The sequence below is a fragment of the Halobacillus sp. GSS1 genome (genome assembly GCF_017307035.1).
GTDB classification, from domain to species: Bacteria; Bacillota; Bacilli; order Bacillales; family Halobacillaceae; genus Halobacillus; species Halobacillus litoralis.
Genome location: NZ_JAFLHE010000023.1, coordinates 14,516 through 29,920, shown reverse-complemented (window position 1 = coordinate 29,920; position 15,405 = coordinate 14,516). Strand labels below are relative to the sequence as shown.

At 45.2% G+C, this 15,405-nt stretch carries 12 protein-coding genes; 9 read left to right on the top strand and 3 right to left on the bottom strand.

Annotated elements, in window-relative coordinates:
• Positions 1-325: 325 nt before the first annotated feature.
• On the top strand, positions 326-1,546 hold the full coding sequence (locus tag J0K78_RS19545) for an NAD(P)/FAD-dependent oxidoreductase (RefSeq protein WP_206948571.1): 1,221 nt from the start codon (positions 326-328) through the stop codon (positions 1,544-1,546).
• A 36-nt stretch (positions 1,547-1,582) separates the two neighbouring features.
• The gene (locus J0K78_RS19540) at positions 1,583-2,038 is read left to right on the top strand and encodes a hypothetical protein (RefSeq protein ID WP_206948570.1); all 456 of its coding nucleotides are present in this window, start codon (positions 1,583-1,585) and stop codon (positions 2,036-2,038) included.
• Positions 2,039-2,089: 51 nt separating this feature from the next.
• Here J0K78_RS19540 and J0K78_RS19535 read toward each other — a convergent pair whose 3' ends face one another.
• Positions 2,090-2,935 carry a TetR/AcrR family transcriptional regulator gene (locus tag J0K78_RS19535; protein WP_206948569.1) on the bottom strand — a complete coding sequence of 282 codons (846 nt, stop codon included), beginning with the start codon at positions 2,933-2,935 and terminating at the stop codon, positions 2,090-2,092.
• 115 nt (positions 2,936-3,050) lie between these two features.
• Here J0K78_RS19535 and J0K78_RS19530 point away from each other — a divergent pair, with 115 nt between their 5' ends.
• Both J0K78_RS19530 and J0K78_RS19525 read left to right on the top strand, forming a co-directional pair.
• A complete protein-coding gene (locus J0K78_RS19530; RefSeq protein WP_206948568.1) occupies positions 3,051-6,218 on the top strand; it encodes an efflux RND transporter permease subunit in 3,168 nt (1,055 codons plus the stop codon).
• Between the two features lie 129 nt (positions 6,219-6,347).
• A complete protein-coding gene (locus J0K78_RS19525) occupies positions 6,348-7,313 on the top strand; it encodes an NAD(P)/FAD-dependent oxidoreductase (protein ID WP_206948567.1) in 966 nt (321 codons plus the stop codon).
• Between the two features lie 240 nt (positions 7,314-7,553).
• Here J0K78_RS19525 and rarD read toward each other — a convergent pair whose 3' ends face one another.
• Positions 7,554-8,459 carry an EamA family transporter RarD gene (gene rarD, locus J0K78_RS19520; protein ID WP_206948566.1) on the bottom strand — a complete coding sequence of 302 codons (906 nt, stop codon included), beginning with the start codon at positions 8,457-8,459 and terminating at the stop codon, positions 7,554-7,556.
• Between the two features lie 108 nt (positions 8,460-8,567).
• The gene (locus J0K78_RS19515) at positions 8,568-10,157 is read right to left on the bottom strand and encodes an FAD-dependent oxidoreductase (RefSeq protein ID WP_206948565.1); all 1,590 of its coding nucleotides are present in this window, start codon (positions 10,155-10,157) and stop codon (positions 8,568-8,570) included.
• A gap of 145 nt (positions 10,158-10,302) precedes the next feature.
• On the opposite strand from J0K78_RS19515, the gene J0K78_RS19510 reads away from it, so the two are divergent.
• The 5 genes from J0K78_RS19510 to J0K78_RS19490 all read left to right on the top strand — a co-directional run bounded on the left by J0K78_RS19510 (position 10,303) and on the right by J0K78_RS19490 (position 15,307).
• Positions 10,303-11,559: an EAL and HDOD domain-containing protein gene (locus tag J0K78_RS19510; protein ID WP_206948564.1), complete on the top strand. Its 1,257-nt coding sequence runs from the start codon at positions 10,303-10,305 to the stop codon at positions 11,557-11,559.
• Between the two features lie 102 nt (positions 11,560-11,661).
• Positions 11,662-12,093, top strand: coding sequence for a MarR family winged helix-turn-helix transcriptional regulator (locus tag J0K78_RS19505; RefSeq protein ID WP_206948563.1), 432 nt, complete (start codon positions 11,662-11,664; stop codon positions 12,091-12,093).
• Positions 12,090-13,283, top strand: coding sequence for an MFS transporter (locus J0K78_RS19500; protein ID WP_206948562.1), 1,194 nt, complete (start codon positions 12,090-12,092; stop codon positions 13,281-13,283). Before J0K78_RS19505 ends, J0K78_RS19500 begins: the two co-directional genes overlap by 4 nt.
• Before the next feature lie 73 nt (positions 13,284-13,356).
• Positions 13,357-14,541 (top strand): methionine gamma-lyase, encoded by a 1,185-nt coding sequence (megL, locus tag J0K78_RS19495; RefSeq protein ID WP_206948561.1) that lies wholly within the window; start codon positions 13,357-13,359, stop codon positions 14,539-14,541.
• A 268-nt stretch (positions 14,542-14,809) separates the two neighbouring features.
• Complete coding sequence (locus J0K78_RS19490) at positions 14,810-15,307, top strand: PTS sugar transporter subunit IIA (protein ID WP_206948560.1); 498 nt, start codon at positions 14,810-14,812, stop codon at positions 15,305-15,307.
• Positions 15,308-15,405: the final 98 nt, after the last annotated feature.

Below are 15,405 nucleotides of genomic sequence, written 5' to 3'. Positions count from 1 at the left end.
AGGAGATAAAGGAAACACGGAGAACGAAGTGATTCGATGTTGACTTATCGTACAGAAGCGAGGGAAGTCTCACTAGTCGCTAGGCGCCGGAACCGGATAACTAGGAGGAAAAAAGTGCTTGGTGAGACCCCACAGGACGCAGTCCGAGGAGGCTCACCGCGCTCCCGCGGAAAGCGAGCTATTCCCCTCCGCCCCTATCTACCCAACAAAAGTCTCGAAACTGAGTCTTAAAGAATAGGGAGCTTATCTACAACAAACCACTCTAGAGTTTTTGTGGTGGTCCAGTTATGATGGAGGTAAACGTTACGTGAAGGTGTGTGCAATCATGAATCATCATTATGATGTCATTATCGTCGGTGCACGTGTAGCCGGCGCAAGTTTAGCTATTTTACTAGGAGAGATGGGAAAGAAAGTCCTCCTTGTCGATAAAGCCAGTTTTCCAAGTGATACCCTGTCTACTCATTTTATGTCCCACACAGGGTTTTTAGAAAAATTGGGCGTGCTTAAGCAACTGGAGGAGTCGGGTTTGAGAAAAGTAACGAGGATGCGGACCTATATTGGAAGCAGCTTCGTAGAAGGACCGCGAACATCCTATACTATCATTCCAAGAAGAGACAAACTCGACTCCATGCTGATTGAACGAGCGCTTACTTTCCCCTCCGTCCAATTTAAACCTGAAACGGCAGCACGAGAGTTGATATGGGAAGAAGGGAAGGTCGTCGGCCTCAGTCTAATAGAAAAAGGGGCATCGCAGAATGTCTATGCTGAGTTGATCGTTGGCGCGGATGGGAAAAACTCAAACATCGCCCACTGGGCCGGTTCAGAAAAGTATGAAGAAACGAAACCATTGCGCCCGGTCATCTACGGCTACTTTGAGGGGGTAGAACCCTTATCAGAACCTGCTACAGAGATTTTCCTTCATGAAGGCCGCATCGGTTTTGTTTTCCCGATGGAGCCCAACCGGGACTGCCTGGGCATCGAAATCCATCCAGAAGAATTCAAAACGATGATGAAAAATCCGGAAGATTCGTTTAAACAAACGTTTGATCAAATGTATAGAATGAGAGAAAGAATGAAAGGTGCCAAGCTTCAAGGAAAGATGATAGGAACACCAGGCATGCCGAATTTCTTCCGAACGGCCTATGGAGGTGGCTGGGTATTAATCGGCGACGCTGGTCACAGCAAAGACCCGAGTACAGGGTTGGGGATCAATGATGCCTTTATGCAGTCATTTTTACTCGCCGATGCATGCTTGAAAATGGATGAGGGAGTCCCGAGAGATGAGGCAATGAAGGAGTTTGCACGGAAAAGGGACGAGCAGCTTCTCCCTGGTTTTCAAATGACTCTTCAATACGTCCAGTCCCTAAGAAAATGGTCAGATAATGAAGTGGCTCTGTTTCAATCGATGGCAGCAAATCCAATGGTATGGAACAAACTTGTTCCGAATTTATCCCGTCATTTAGAAAAAGATGCGGCTGATTTTCCTCTTCTTCATACAGCGATGCAAATGGAAGCAGAACAGTTCGGTTTTAAAAAGGAATCTTAGGGAGAAAAGTCGAATGTAGGTAATGAGGTGATCAAGGTGGAATGGACGAAAGAAACCGCATTTACTAAATTGCAGGAAATCTATAATGATAAAGTCATGCAGGATGAAAAACGAAGAGTTTTCCAACAAGTGTACAATCATTTACAACAGCATCTCGATGATCTTGCGGTCCAATCGGGGTTGAAGGAAAAAGCGCAGGAACAGCTGAAATTCTTCAAGGAATATACGTTCATGCCAGGAGATAACTTGTTTCAGTCCATGCGTTACGTGTTCTTAATCGCCCGGGGTGAAAAGGAAAGAGATCCTGAAGAGACCAGGCAGCATTTGAACCGCATCTATCGTTCGCTTTACCAGCCGGCAGGGCTTAAAAACCCTTATATTCCTGATTCCTTTTGGGAAACTCCGCTTGGTGTAGCTTGCTTAATAGCAGAAGAAGGCGTAGAAGCTGTCTATCCAATTCTCGATGAAGTACTGGAAGCAGAGCGTGTATAATAAAAAAGCTCAGGCTATGCCTGAGCTTTTTACTATGATTATTAAATGATTTTATAACTGGTAGTATTTTTTTATGCTTTCGATGGTTTCTTTGAAAAGCGGTTCCCCTTCAAGGTTTGCCATCATCCCCTTTAGAATGGCAGACCTGGGCTGGTCCCTTTTCATTTCTTCCGTCAGGACATGCACCGTATCTTTCATCTCCTGATTCCCATCATTGGCTAGTTCTTCTAAGTTTAATAGCAACTGTTCTTTTTCTTCTCCGTAGAACATAGGGGGTAAGAGCTGCCGCATGGTTCCTCCCGTTATGACTGGTTGGTCACCGCTCCTTTGAAACCCTTCTACAATATAGTCCGTTCTACGTAACATGGCGTCTGCCAGCAACTCTAGGTCTAGATCAGCCCCCTCGATAATAATGAGATCCATGTACCCTTTGAACATCCCCTGTAGAATCAGACTGACCTCCCATACAGTTTCATCCACCTGATGCTGATAGATGTTTTGCAAGTGACTTTTGTAAAAAAGATAAGAGTTCACCCGCATTTGAGTAAGAAATTGTTCGATATTCTCATTGAAGGGAATGGCTTGTTCCCGGATTTGCATAATAATGAATTCCCTGTGGTTGGCCAGTTCTTCGAAAGTGACTTGCAGTTGTTTCTTAAACTTCGTACGATCATCCGCATCGAGCTTTTGAATTTCATCAATGCGTGTTTGAATCCGTTGATAATAATAGTTGAATATGTCTAACAGCAGAGCATCTTTCGATTTAAAATGGAGGTAGAAAGCTCCTTTTGATATTCCGCATGCGCTTGCGATTTCCTGGACGGAAGTAGAGCTGAATCCTTTTTTAGCAAACAGCTTGATGGATTGTTCGATAATATATATTGATTTTTGTTCCATGGTTGTCGCTCCTTCAAACTTGGAAAAGTTGATGTTTTCCCTTGACCTCTGACCGGTTGGTCATTTATATTTTATAATGTTGTGACTAACTGGTCAATAAAGGGGAGAGTTGAGTATGAAACGAATCATCGATTTTTCGATGAATAACAAATTTGCGATTTGGCTTATGACAATCCTCATTACCGCTGCAGGTTTATATGCAGGATTGAATATGAAGCTTGAAACCATACCGGATATTGAGCCGCCGATCATTACGGTGACCACGACGTATCCAGGGGCTACACCACAAGAAGTGGCTGATCAAATATCAGAACCACTTGAAAAGCAAGTAAGCAATTTGGGTGGAGTGAAAACGGTCAGTTCTTCCTCTTTTCAAAATGCTTCCTCACTTCAGTTGGAATATAGCTTTGATAAAAGTTTAGATGAAGCAGAGGATGAATTGCAAGAAGCAGTCGATGAGGTTGCTTTGCCGGACGGAGCAGAAGAGCCTTCTGTATCACGTCTGAACTTTAACGCCTTTCCTGTCGTGAGTTTAAGTGCCATCAATGGAGATGGATCACTTGAACAATTAACGAAAACAGTAGAAGAAGAGATCGTGCCATCTCTTGAAGGCCTTGAAGGTGTCGCGGATGTGCAGGTTTCCGGGCAGCAGCTGGAAGAAGTCCGCATTGATTTGAATGAAGAAGTGTTGAATGAGCGGGGTCTTGATAAAGAAACCATTACGAGTTTCATTCAAGGTTCGGACGTTTCCTTCCCATTAGGCTTGTACACTTTTGATGATACTCAAAAATCTGTCGTGATTGATGGCAACCTTACAAGTGTAGAAGAGTTGAGAGAATTGCAGATTCCTGCTATTCCTTCAGCAGGAGGAAGTCAACCTGGTCAACAAATGCCTTCACAAGGAGCGGGTCAAATTCCTCCTGAAGCTCAGCAAGGAGGTCAAGGGCAGGGATCTGCGACTGCTGACATGCCGGCCATGGATGGAATCCCGACGGTTACCCTAGGCGAAATTGCTGATGTAGAGGTCGTTGGAGAAGCTGAATCCATCTCCCGTACGAATGGGGAAGATTCCATTTCTCTGCAAATTGTCAAATCTCAGGAAGCCAATACCGTTGATGTCGTAAACCTAGTAAAAGAAGAAACAGAATCTTTCCAGGAAGAACTGGATGGGGTAGAGTTCGTGTACTCTTTCGACCAGGGAGAGCCGATCGAAGAGTCTGTCAGTACGATGCTTAATAAAGCATTGTTTGGTGGAATTTTCGCTGTCCTTGTCATCTTGTTGTTCTTACGTAACATCAAGACGACACTGATCTCGGTCATTTCCATTCCGCTATCTTTACTGATTGCCATTCTATTCTTGAACTGGATGGACATCACGTTGAATATCATGACCCTCGGAGCCATGACGGTTGCGATTGGGCGTGTGGTGGATGACTCGATTGTCGTTGTTGAGAATATATACAGGCGGATGTCGCTGTCGGAAGAGACATTAAAAGGAAAAGCACTGATTCGCGAATCGACGAAAGAAATGTTCATGCCGATCCTTTCTTCGACGCTTGTAACCATCGCTGTATTCCTGCCGCTTGGCCTTGTTGAAGGTACAGTCGGTCAAATATTCCTACCGTTTGCCCTAACGGTTGTTTTTGCCTTGTTAGCATCTCTACTTGTGGCTGTTACCATAGTTCCGATGCTGTCCCACTCTCTATTAAAAGAGTCGAAAATAAAAGGACGTACACATGAAGAAGGGGCAGGGAAACTCGCTCTCTTCTACAAAAAAATCCTAAACAGCACGTTGAATCATAAAATCATTTCAAGCATAGTTGCTGTCTTGGTTCTGGTCGGGAGTATTGCTCTTCTCCCATTTGTGGGAACGAGTTTCCTTCCTGAACAAGAACAGAAGATGGTCATTGCAACTTTCAGCCCTGAGCCGGGACAGACGTCAGAAGACGTGGAACGTATTGCTGAAGATGCGCAGCAGTTCTTTATGGACCGTGATGGAGCCGAAACGGTTCAATACTCTGTTGGAGGCGAAAACCCGATGAACCCTGGGGCTTCCAACCAGGCGATGTTCTACGTGGAATATGCGGATGATACCGAAGAATTTTCGGAAGAAACGCAAGCTGTCATAGACAGCCTGAATGAACAAACGGAAAATGGCGAATGGATGAGTCAGGATTTCTCTGGAGCTGGATCGAGCAGTGGTCTTGAACTGCGGGTGTACGGAGATAATACAGACGAAATCAAACCGGTCGTTACTGAATTAGAAGAACTTCTTGCAGAAGAAGAGAAGTTGAGAAACGTCGATTCCAGTCTTTCAGAATCCTACGAAGAGTACACGCTTGTAGCCGACCATGAACGCTTAAGTGAGTTAGGCCTAACGGCTGCACAAATCGGTATGGAGCTTGGACAAAATCGTCAGGAGCCAGTGATTACGACGATTGAACGGGATGGAGAGGAATTGAATGTCTATCTCGAAGTAGAAAAAGAAGATATTGCTGGAATTGAGGACTTAACAGAAAAAGAAATCACTTCTCCAACGGGTCAGACAGTGGCAATCAGTGAACTTGTCGAAGTTGAAGAGGGGACAACAGCTGATACGATTACACGAAGAAATGGACGCGTGTATGCAAGTGTCAGTGCGGAGATTACAGTCGATGATGTAGGTGCTGTGTCTCAGGAAATCAATGAAAAAGCACAGGAGATTGATACGCCTTCCGGTGTTGAAATTACTCAAGGAGGGGTAGCGGAGGATATCAATGAGTCCTTCTCCCAATTAGGTATAGCAATGCTTGCAGCGATCGCAATCGTGTACTTAATCCTTGTCGTATTCTTTGGCGGAGGACTGGCTCCACTAGCCATTCTATTCTCCTTGCCGTTTACCATTATCGGAGCGGTTCTTGGACTATTGATCAGTGGAGAAACCCTAAGTATTTCTGCCATGATTGGTGCATTGATGCTGATCGGAATTGTTGTAACCAATGCGATTGTTCTTATCGACCGTGTCATTTATAGAGAAAAAGAAGGCTTCTCCACACGCGAAGCTTTGCTTGATGCAGGAATGACAAGACTTCGTCCAATATTGATGACAGCTCTTGCCACTATTGGAGCTCTGCTTCCGCTGGCTCTTGGGTTTGAAGGCGGTTCGATCATCAGTAAAGGTCTTGGAGTTACGGTTATCGGAGGGTTAGCGAGTTCCACACTCCTAACACTACTCATCGTACCGCTCGCGTACGAAATATTAATGAAGTTCCGTAGACAGAAAAAGACACAAACTACGAAATAGATTTTGGTAGAATAAGAACATCCTCACATGGCGAGGATGTTCTTTTTTTATACATTAGTAGGAAAGTTTATCGTTTTTAATTATATGGCAGTGGGAATGGACTATAAATCGCTTAATGGAGGGATTTGGATGGAGCATTATGAAATTACGATCATAGGGGCTGGGCTGGCCGGCATAACAGCAGCACGGAGATTAAAGAAACAGGGGAGAAGCAGCCTGTTGTTAACAGATAAAAGTAAAAGTGTCGGTGGCCGACTGGCAACGAGAAGAGTTGCAGATGGGCGGGCCGATCACGGGGCGCAATTTTTCACTGTACGAACAGATGAATTAGAAGATGAGGTGCAGGAATGGCTAGAACAAGGGTGGATTAAACAATGGTTTGGGGAAAAGTACCCTCGTTACACCGCTGTCCAAGGAATGAACGGACTTGCGAAGCAGTTAGCCTCAGACCTTCCAACTGCCCTACATACGAAAGTAGTCAAAATGCTTGAAGTAGAGGGAGGATACCGTCTTTACAGCGAAGACGGGAAGGAATGGCAGTCAGATAAAGTCCTGCTCACGATGCCTTCCCCGCAAATCATTGAACTATTGAAGAATAGTGAAGTGGAGGTTGATGAAGAAGAACTGAAGCAGCTGAAGGACATTTATTTTGAACCAACGTATGTAGGCATTTTCCATTTCAGAGAAGAGACGGAATTGCCGGAAGATGGCCATGTAGATGTTGGCCTTCCTGAAGGGATGGAACGGATGGTGGACCATCGAAAAAAAGGGATATCGGATGATACGGTTGTGAGTGTCTATATGGAAGCAGAGTGGTCACGTAAACATTATGGTGAAGATTACGTGATGTCTTTAATTAAAGAAAAAGCAGCCGGGTATTTGAATTGGAAGCAGTTGGAGTCCGAACAGTTGAAACGTTGGAGATACGCACAGGCGAAAAAAGTGATGCGGCAGCCTTATGTCGATCTTTCAGGTGATGGACGCCTGGTGGTTGCCGGGGACGCGTTCTTAAGGCTGAATGATGAAGCGGGGCGCACGCGGTTTGAAAGTGCCTACCTATCTGGAAAAGATGCGGCAGCCTACTTGAGTTGGTGAGCTCGCATAACAAAGCGAAAGGTCATCCGTTTCGAGGATGACCTTTCGCGCCAAAGGAGCCCCGAATCGCGCCAAAGGAGCCCCGAATCGCGCCAAAGGAGCCCCGAATCGCGCCAAAGGAGCCCCGAATCGCGCCAAAGGAGCCCCGAATCGCGCCAAAGGAGCCCCGAATCGCGCCAAAGGAGCCCGAAGCCTTCGAGAAAAGGTTGGGCGGCATTCATAACATGCCGCCCAACCTTTTTAACTTGCTTTCGCTTCGTATCTTTTCAATCGTTTCACTCTTGTGATGGTATAAACCGCCAGTCCTGCCCATATAAGGGTGAAAGATACAGCGTGAACATCTGTAAATGGTTCATCATATAGGAAGATCCCTATGATGAGCATGATGGTGGGCGCGAAATACTGAAGGAACCCTACCATGGATAAGGGAATTCTTTTTGCCCCTCCTGAAAATAAAAGGAGGGGGATGGCTGTGACGATTCCGGCGCCAAAAACAATGGCAGTCGTCCATGACCAAAAGTCTATGGTGGACCATTGGCCTGATTGTTGCTGAAGAAGAAAGACCATAGCGATTGGCGTGACAATCAACGTTTCGATCGTCAAACCGAACATGGCATTCAAAGGAACAAGTTTTTTCAAGAGTCCGTACGATCCAAAGCTGAAGGCAAGCAACAGAGCAAGCCACGGCACAGAACCAAAGTTGACCGTCATATAAATGACGCCGAGTGCAGCTAGTAAGAAAGCAAGCCATTGAGCTTTTGAAAATTTTTCTTTTAAGACAATCATTCCGAGTAGAATACTCACGAGTGGATTGATGTAATAACCAAGACTAGCTTCAACGACGTGATCCGTATTGACCGCAAGGATATAGGTAACCCAGTTGATGCTGATGGTGATGGAGGCGAGGGTGATGCCGATCAATTGCTTTTTATTTTTTACGATTTGTCGGCATTCCCGTATAAATTCTTTCTGTTTTCTTGTAATCATGATTATGATTCCCATGAAGAGGAAGGACCAGACGATGCGGTGCGCCAGGATTTCAAAAGCAGGAATCTCTTGAATCATCTTCCAGTAAATGGGGAGCACTCCCCACAATATGTAGGCTCCAGCCGTATAGGTAACACCGAGTTTTTGTTCATTGATCATGGTGAGGACCCTTTCGTAAATCGGGATAGTTGTTCATCCGCTTCATTATATCACCGTTCGAAAGGGGAAGCTTGAAAAATGCATGGCCCGTATGATGGGCCATGCACATTAAGGTTGTTCGCCGTGTTCTTCCTCACTGCTTTCTCCTAGTGGCGCGTGGTGATCCGGTTCCCCTTCCAATGCAATCTTCATTAGAGGCTTGTCGGCAGGTCCTTCGACCACCGTTCCATCATAGGAAAAACGGGATCCGTGGCAAGGGCAGTCCCATGTATGTTCGCCACTATTCCATTCGACTTCACACCCCAGATGTGTGCAGGTCGTGTCGAGGACATGGAGCTTACCTTCATCATCTCTGTACGCACCGGCTCTTTCACCGCGCCACTGGACGACCATTCCTTCCCCTTTTTTGAGAGAATTCGGGCGATCGGCTACAAGTTCCAGTTTCCCTTCGACCAAGTGGACAGCAACATCGAAGTTCTGGGATAAAAACTGCTTCATGCTAGGGTCTGACTTGAAGCGTGTAGGTTTGAACAGTTCGTGAAAAAGAGATTCCTCACCAAGGACATAATCGCAAATCAGTTTAGCTGCAAGTGTCCCGTTCGTCATGCCCCATTTACGGAAACCTGTAGCGATGAATACGCGATCGTTGTTCCGTGTGATCGGTCCGATATAAGGGACTTTATCAAGTGTCGTTAGATCCTGAGCTGACCATTGGAACAGTTTTTCTTTAATGCCGAACGTCTGAGCGGCAAATTCCTCGAGAGCATGGTAATGGAATGATGTATCCACACCTTGCCCTGTCTTATGGCTTTCTCCACCAATCAACAACACCGGTTTCCCATTGTATTCAGCCGTACGGATGGAACGTTTCGGTTCATCGATCGACAAATACATCCCCTCAGGCACTTCTTTCTCGGGTTCTATGGCAAGAAGGTAGGAACGCTCGGCATACATGCGGCTGAAATAGAGCCCTTTTCCATCGTAAAAAGGGAAGTGGCTGCATGAAACTAATTTCTCACAGGCAAGTGTATGCCCATCCCCCGTTTGAATCTCTATGCGGTCCTTTTCTTTCACATCTGTCGCTTTGGTATGTTCAAAAATTTCCCCGCCCATTTTAACGAATTCGTCAATGAGAGCAGCTAAGTACTTGATCGGGTGGAAGCGGGCCTGATTCTTCATGCTTAGCGCTTGGGTAGCTTCCATTTCAAAAGGAAGGGCGTCAATTGTGCCGCCTGGAATGCCCAGCTTTTGATAGGCTTCATACTCATTTTTCAATTTACGCGCACCTTGCTTAGTGGTTGAGAAAAGGTAGGCATCCTCTTTCACCCAGTTGCAGTCGATCTGATATTTATCAATCCATTCTTCCATGGATTGCAAGGCACTCATTTGGGCCTGGTAATAGAGGGATGCCTCCTCTTCACCAAAATGATTCAATAATTCGTGGTAGATCAATCCGTGTTGAGCGGTTACTTTTGCGGTTGTATGACCTGTCGTACCATTCAATAACTCGTCCGCTTCGATAAGGGTTACTTTTTTTCCTGCTTTCGCTAGAAGGTACGCGGTCGTAATCCCGGTGATCCCTCCACCAACGACAGCCACCTCTGTCGTTGTATCTTCTTTCAGAGCTTCAAAAGTGGGCAGTGACATATTTTCACGCCATAAGGGTTCTGGCTGAGTCCATTTCTCGTGTTGTTCCATGACTTTCCCTCCTGAGTGACTCGTTTCTTTCAGTCTTTCCCTGTCTGAAGGTTTCATGTATTTTTCCATGGAAAAATTAACAACATTTAGGCTTTGTAGTATACTTGAACAAGATGGGAAGAAACGTATGAAGGTGGTAAGCAGGATGGAAGTATTCGTGGCGCGGCAGCCGATTTTGACAGTTGAGAATGATATATTTGCCTATGAACTGCTGTATCGGAACAGTGAAGAAAATCGGTTCGTTCCTATGGAGGGAAGTCAGGCAACCTCAGAAGTGTTGATGAATAGTTTCGTTACGATTGGCTTAGAGCGATTGTCGCACAACAAGCCATGTTTTATCAATTTCACGGAGGATCTCCTGCTGGAACAAGTCCCTGAATACTTTAATTCTGAACAACTGGTCGTGGAGATCCTTGAACACGTTTCTTTCAGCCTTGACCTTATCCGAGTGTGCAGAACCTTGAAGGAAAAAGGATATTTAATCGCGCTGGATGATGTCATCGATATCGACAGGCCTTCCGTGTATGAACTCCTTCATTATGTGGACATTTTAAAAGTGGACATTCGGGAAGTGACAGACGAGAACCGGGCCCGGATCATTCAGTTAGGGAAAGAGTATGAGGTGACGTTGTTAGCGGAAAAAGTGGAAACCCATGAAGAGCATCAACAGTGCATAGAAGAAGGTTTCTCCCTCTTCCAGGGGTTTTATTTCAGTAAACCGGTGATCGTAAAAGGGATGGATATCCCTTTTCTTTCCTCCACCTATTTTCAAATGATCAAAGAGCTTACAGCTACGAATGACGACATTAATATTGAAAAAGTAACGGAAATTATGGAACAAGATCTAGCCCTTACTTACAAATTGCTCCGCTTGATCAATTCATCCCAGCAACGGACAAGAGTACCGATCCAATCCATCAGACAAGCCGTCATGCTGTTAGGGACAGAAGGATTGAAAAAGTGGCTGTACGTATTATCAGTGGAACAAACCACGGCGGTTACCTCGACCCAATCCCAGCTTGTTATCAAAACGAGTCTTGTCCGTGCCAAACTTTGTGAACAGATGGCCGTCAGAATCAGGGCGGAAAAGAAGGCGGACGGTTATTTCCTGACTGGATTCATGTCGCTGATTGATGTAATTACCCAACGACCTGCGCATGAAGTGGTGGGCTCACTGCCTCTTGATGAAGAGATAAAGAATGCATTAGAGGGACAGCAGAATACGTACCGGCTCGTGTTGGATTTGGCTGTAGCGATGGAAAAGGCAGATTTTGAATGGCTGGAAAAACACTTGGCTGAATGGAATTTATCCTATTCGGAAGTATTTGAAGTGTACGGCCAGGCCATTGCCTGGTCTGAACAGCTCTATCATGACCATTTCACCGATAAGGTAGAAAGATAGCAGAACGGTTGAATCCATGTTATGATTTCTTAAGATGCTCTCTTTAAGAGAGCCCTTTTTTTGTCAATAATGTTACCTAGGTAACGAAAGGGAGCATACATCATGAGTTTAATTTTTCACCATATCCAACAATTGTCGAGAAATGTGAATCAATTTTTGAATGAAGGATTGCAGGGCGAAGATATTTATATGTCTCACTGGGCGGTATTGTTCCAATTGCACTGCCATGGAGGATCGATGACACAGGCAGAGCTCAAAGACCGGTTGAATATCGAAGCACCTCCTTTATCAAGGGTCATCGCTAAACTGGAGACTCTCGGGTATATCGCGAAAAACAAAAGCATCGATCAACGCACGAATGATATCACTTTGACGAAATCAGGAAGAGAACGCTATCCAGTTTGGCAGCAGGCCATACAAAAAGCAGAATCACGTTTATTAGAACGTTACGGTGATCAAAGGGAAGCGGTATTGGAAGAGCATGTATTTACACTCTCCCGGCTGATTGAAGAGGAAAGGGGGAAAAGCGAATGAAAAGGGCACCTCGTTTATGGACATCCAGTTTTCTTAATGTATGTGCGAGCAATTTTCTCGTCTTTTTAGTGTTTTATCTTTTGTTCGTGACGATGCCGATCTATTCGATGGAATCCATTGGAGTGGCCGAGGGGGAAGCCGGCTTAATTATTACGGTCTTCCTGCTGGCAGCTATTCTTATACGTCCACTTTCAGGACAGTGGGTGGAATCCTTTGGACGCAAGCCTGTGGTCGTAATCGCTTTAAGCATATTTTTAGGAAGTTCCTTTTTGTATCTATGGTTTGACTCCTTTTCTGCCCTTTTAACCATTCGTTTCATACAAGGGGTCGGTTTCGGGATGGGAACGACAGCTCTAGGGGCTATTGCTGCCGATGTTGTTCCAGATCAAAGAAAAGGGGAGGGGCTCGGTTATTTTGCGATGTCGATGAATTTCGCGATGGTGATTGGTCCTTTTCTCGGTCTTACTTTAATTCAGACGGCCGGGTTCACCGTAATGTTCTACGTTTGTGTCGTCCTGGCCGTCCTGGCTTTGCTTACAGGGATTGTGATTCGTGTAGAGCCTCTTCCTGTACCTGGGAAGAGAAGTATAGTCCCGAACATGCACAATCTTTTAGAAAAACCTGTGCTTCCTATTGCGTTGACCGGTGCCGTCATGGCGCTTGCGTACGCGGGAGTGTTATCGTTTGTTTCCGTCTATGCAAACCAGCTCGGCCTTGCAGAGGCAGCTAGTTATTTCTTCGTCGTCTATGCACTTGTACTGCTTGTCTCCCGTCCATTTACCGGAAGATGGTTTGATCAATATGGAGAAAATGTGATCGTGATCCCTTCGATTCTTATTTTTGGTGCAGGGATGATGGTTTTAAGTTTTGCCAGCACGGCTTTTGTATTGCTTTTGGCTGGAGGATTGATCGGTCTCGGATGGGGTACGCTCGTTCCAAGTATGCAGACCATCGCTTTGAAAAAAGTACCAGAAAGGGCAGGTTCAGCTACAGCCACTTTCTTTACGATTTTTGATATTGGAATCGGAGTAGGATCCTATGTTGTTGGAGCAATTGCTACAGGTATTGGGTTTTCCTCGCTCTATTTCAATAGTTCTTTTGTCGTATTGGGTGCGGTCTTCCTTTATATTCTATTGCATGGAAGAAAGGTCCGCTCGAACGCTGAACATAAGATTGAATATAGTAGTTAAGAAGGAGGTCTTTTTCTCCTTCTTTTGTTACAATTAATTGAAAACGCTTACAAAACGAAGGGGGAAGGCCGTTTTGAAAAATAAAGAGAAACGGATAGAAACAGCGATGATCCATAATGATGAAAAAGTAGAGAAGTATGACGGCAGCTTGACGACACCGATTTTTCAAACCTCCACCTTTTCTTTTTCTTCTGCAGCGGAAGGTGAAAGAAGATTCGCTGGTGAAGAGGAAGGATACATTTATACGAGACTTGGGAACCCGACTGTGCGGACGTTGGAAAACCGCATTGCCACTCTTGAGGGCGGAGATCGTGGTTTGGCTTTCGCTTCAGGCATGGCTGCTGTATCTGCAGTATTAATAGCACTCACAAAAGCTGGTGACCATGTATTATGTTCGAACGGTCTATATGGCTGTACTTATGGTTTACTGCAGATGTTTGAAGAAAAATATGCGATCACTCATGATTTTAGCTATATGGAAACAGAGGAAGATGTGAAGGCGAAGATCACTCCGGATACCCGTTGTATATTTATTGAGACTCCGATCAACCCGACGATGAAAATCATCGATCTTGCTATGGTGGCACGGGTGGCGAAAGAATATGGCATCCCGGTCGTTGTCGACAACACTTTCTGCACACCATACCTCCAGCGACCATTGGATCTTGGGTGTGATATTGTTTTGCACAGTGCCACCAAATACATCGGTGGTCACGGAGATGTCATTGCAGGCCTGGTCGTAGGAAAGAAAGAATTTATGGATGACTTGGCTATGTCACAACAGAAAGATATCGGCGGTGTCCTGTCCCCCTTTGATGCCTGGCTTTTACTCAGAGGCTTAAAGACTCTTCATGTGCGTATGGATCGTCACAGCATAAACGCTCTTGATCTGGCTAAAAGGCTGGATAACCATCCAAAAGTAAAACACGTATATTACCCAGGAATGGAAGGGAATGAGCAATTCAACATCGTTGAAAAGCAAATGAAAACAGGCGGAGGTGTACTTGCTTTTGAAATAGAAGGAGGTAAAAAAGAAGCCCAGCAATTCATGGACCGCCTCCATCTGATTCAAATTGCGGTCAGTCTTGGTGATGCAGAAACCCTTATCCAGCATCCGGCCACCATGACTCATGCCGTCGTTCCAGAAGAAAAGAGACAGGAAATGGGCATTACGGATACACTCATCCGTCTATCCGCCGGTCTTGAATCCGTTGAGGACCTTTGGGAAGATCTGAATCAATCTTTGAAAGAAGGATAAGAGCCTATACATCATCCAGAGCTCTATGGTACATAGGGCTCTTTTGATTCTCACATTTTAAAGCTGCTAGCGGTTTTAAAGAGGCTGTGAGGAATGGTTTGTCTTGCTCCATCGTCCTGGCTGTCTTTCCCTTTCCACACATTCTATTGGAACAATAGGTAGCGGATATGTGTTTATCCATCATCACATCGGGAAAAGTAATACCAGTGTGAAGAGAAGTAAAAGTTCAAGCATGCCGCTTAAAAAAAATAGAAGGGACGATGGAGTTATGTTAAAAAAACTATTTGGTAATAACAAAAGTGTGGAGGAACAGATTGTCGCTCCGGTAAATGGAAAAGTGGTTCCTCTGGATGATGTGGACGACCCTGTATTTAGTCAGCGGATGATGGGGGACGGCGTAGCTATTGAACCGACTGATGGAAAAGTAGTAAGCCCGGTATCCGGTGAAATCGTTCAGCTTTTCCCTACTAACCATGCCGTAGGGATAAAAACGAAGTCAGGTGTGGAAGTCCTTGTACACATCGGCCTTGAGACGGTTTCCATGGAAGGGGAAGGCTTTGAAGGGCACATCACCACTGGAGACAAAGTAAACGCGGGTGATCATTTGATTACGTTTGATATTGATCTTGTTAAAGAAAAAGCGAAAAGTACGATTACACCTGTAGTCATTACAAACTATGATGATGTAGTCGAAAACTTCGATCCATCTTATAGCGACGGCGCAAACGCCGGCGAATCTACCATCGCTACACTGAAAACGAAATAATAGACGACCAAGGCCTGATGTACCAAACGTGTACATCAGGCTTTTTCTGGATGTATGATCCAGAAAAAGGGAGTTTTCATGGCGGAGGAGAGTGGGAT

Coding starts and splice junctions, on each gene's coding strand:
- rarD (WP_206948566.1), bottom strand. CDS start 8,459: ATGATCAATGAACAAAAACTCGGTGTTACCTATACGGCTGGAGCCTAC.
- J0K78_RS19510 (WP_206948564.1), top strand. CDS start 10,303: ATGGAAGTATTCGTGGCGCGGCAGCCGATTTTGACAGTTGAGAATGAT.
- J0K78_RS19525 (WP_206948567.1), top strand. CDS start 6,348: ATGGAGCATTATGAAATTACGATCATAGGGGCTGGGCTGGCCGGCATA.
- J0K78_RS19515 (WP_206948565.1), bottom strand. CDS start 10,157: ATGGAACAACACGAGAAATGGACTCAGCCAGAACCCTTATGGCGTGAA.
- J0K78_RS19505 (WP_206948563.1), top strand. CDS start 11,662: ATGAGTTTAATTTTTCACCATATCCAACAATTGTCGAGAAATGTGAAT.
- J0K78_RS19490 (WP_206948560.1), top strand. CDS start 14,810: ATGTTAAAAAAACTATTTGGTAATAACAAAAGTGTGGAGGAACAGATT.
- J0K78_RS19500 (WP_206948562.1), top strand. CDS start 12,090: ATGAAAAGGGCACCTCGTTTATGGACATCCAGTTTTCTTAATGTATGT.
- J0K78_RS19545 (WP_206948571.1), top strand. CDS start 326: ATGAATCATCATTATGATGTCATTATCGTCGGTGCACGTGTAGCCGGC.
- J0K78_RS19535 (WP_206948569.1), bottom strand. CDS start 2,935: ATGGAACAAAAATCAATATATATTATCGAACAATCCATCAAGCTGTTT.
- J0K78_RS19530 (WP_206948568.1), top strand. CDS start 3,051: ATGAAACGAATCATCGATTTTTCGATGAATAACAAATTTGCGATTTGG.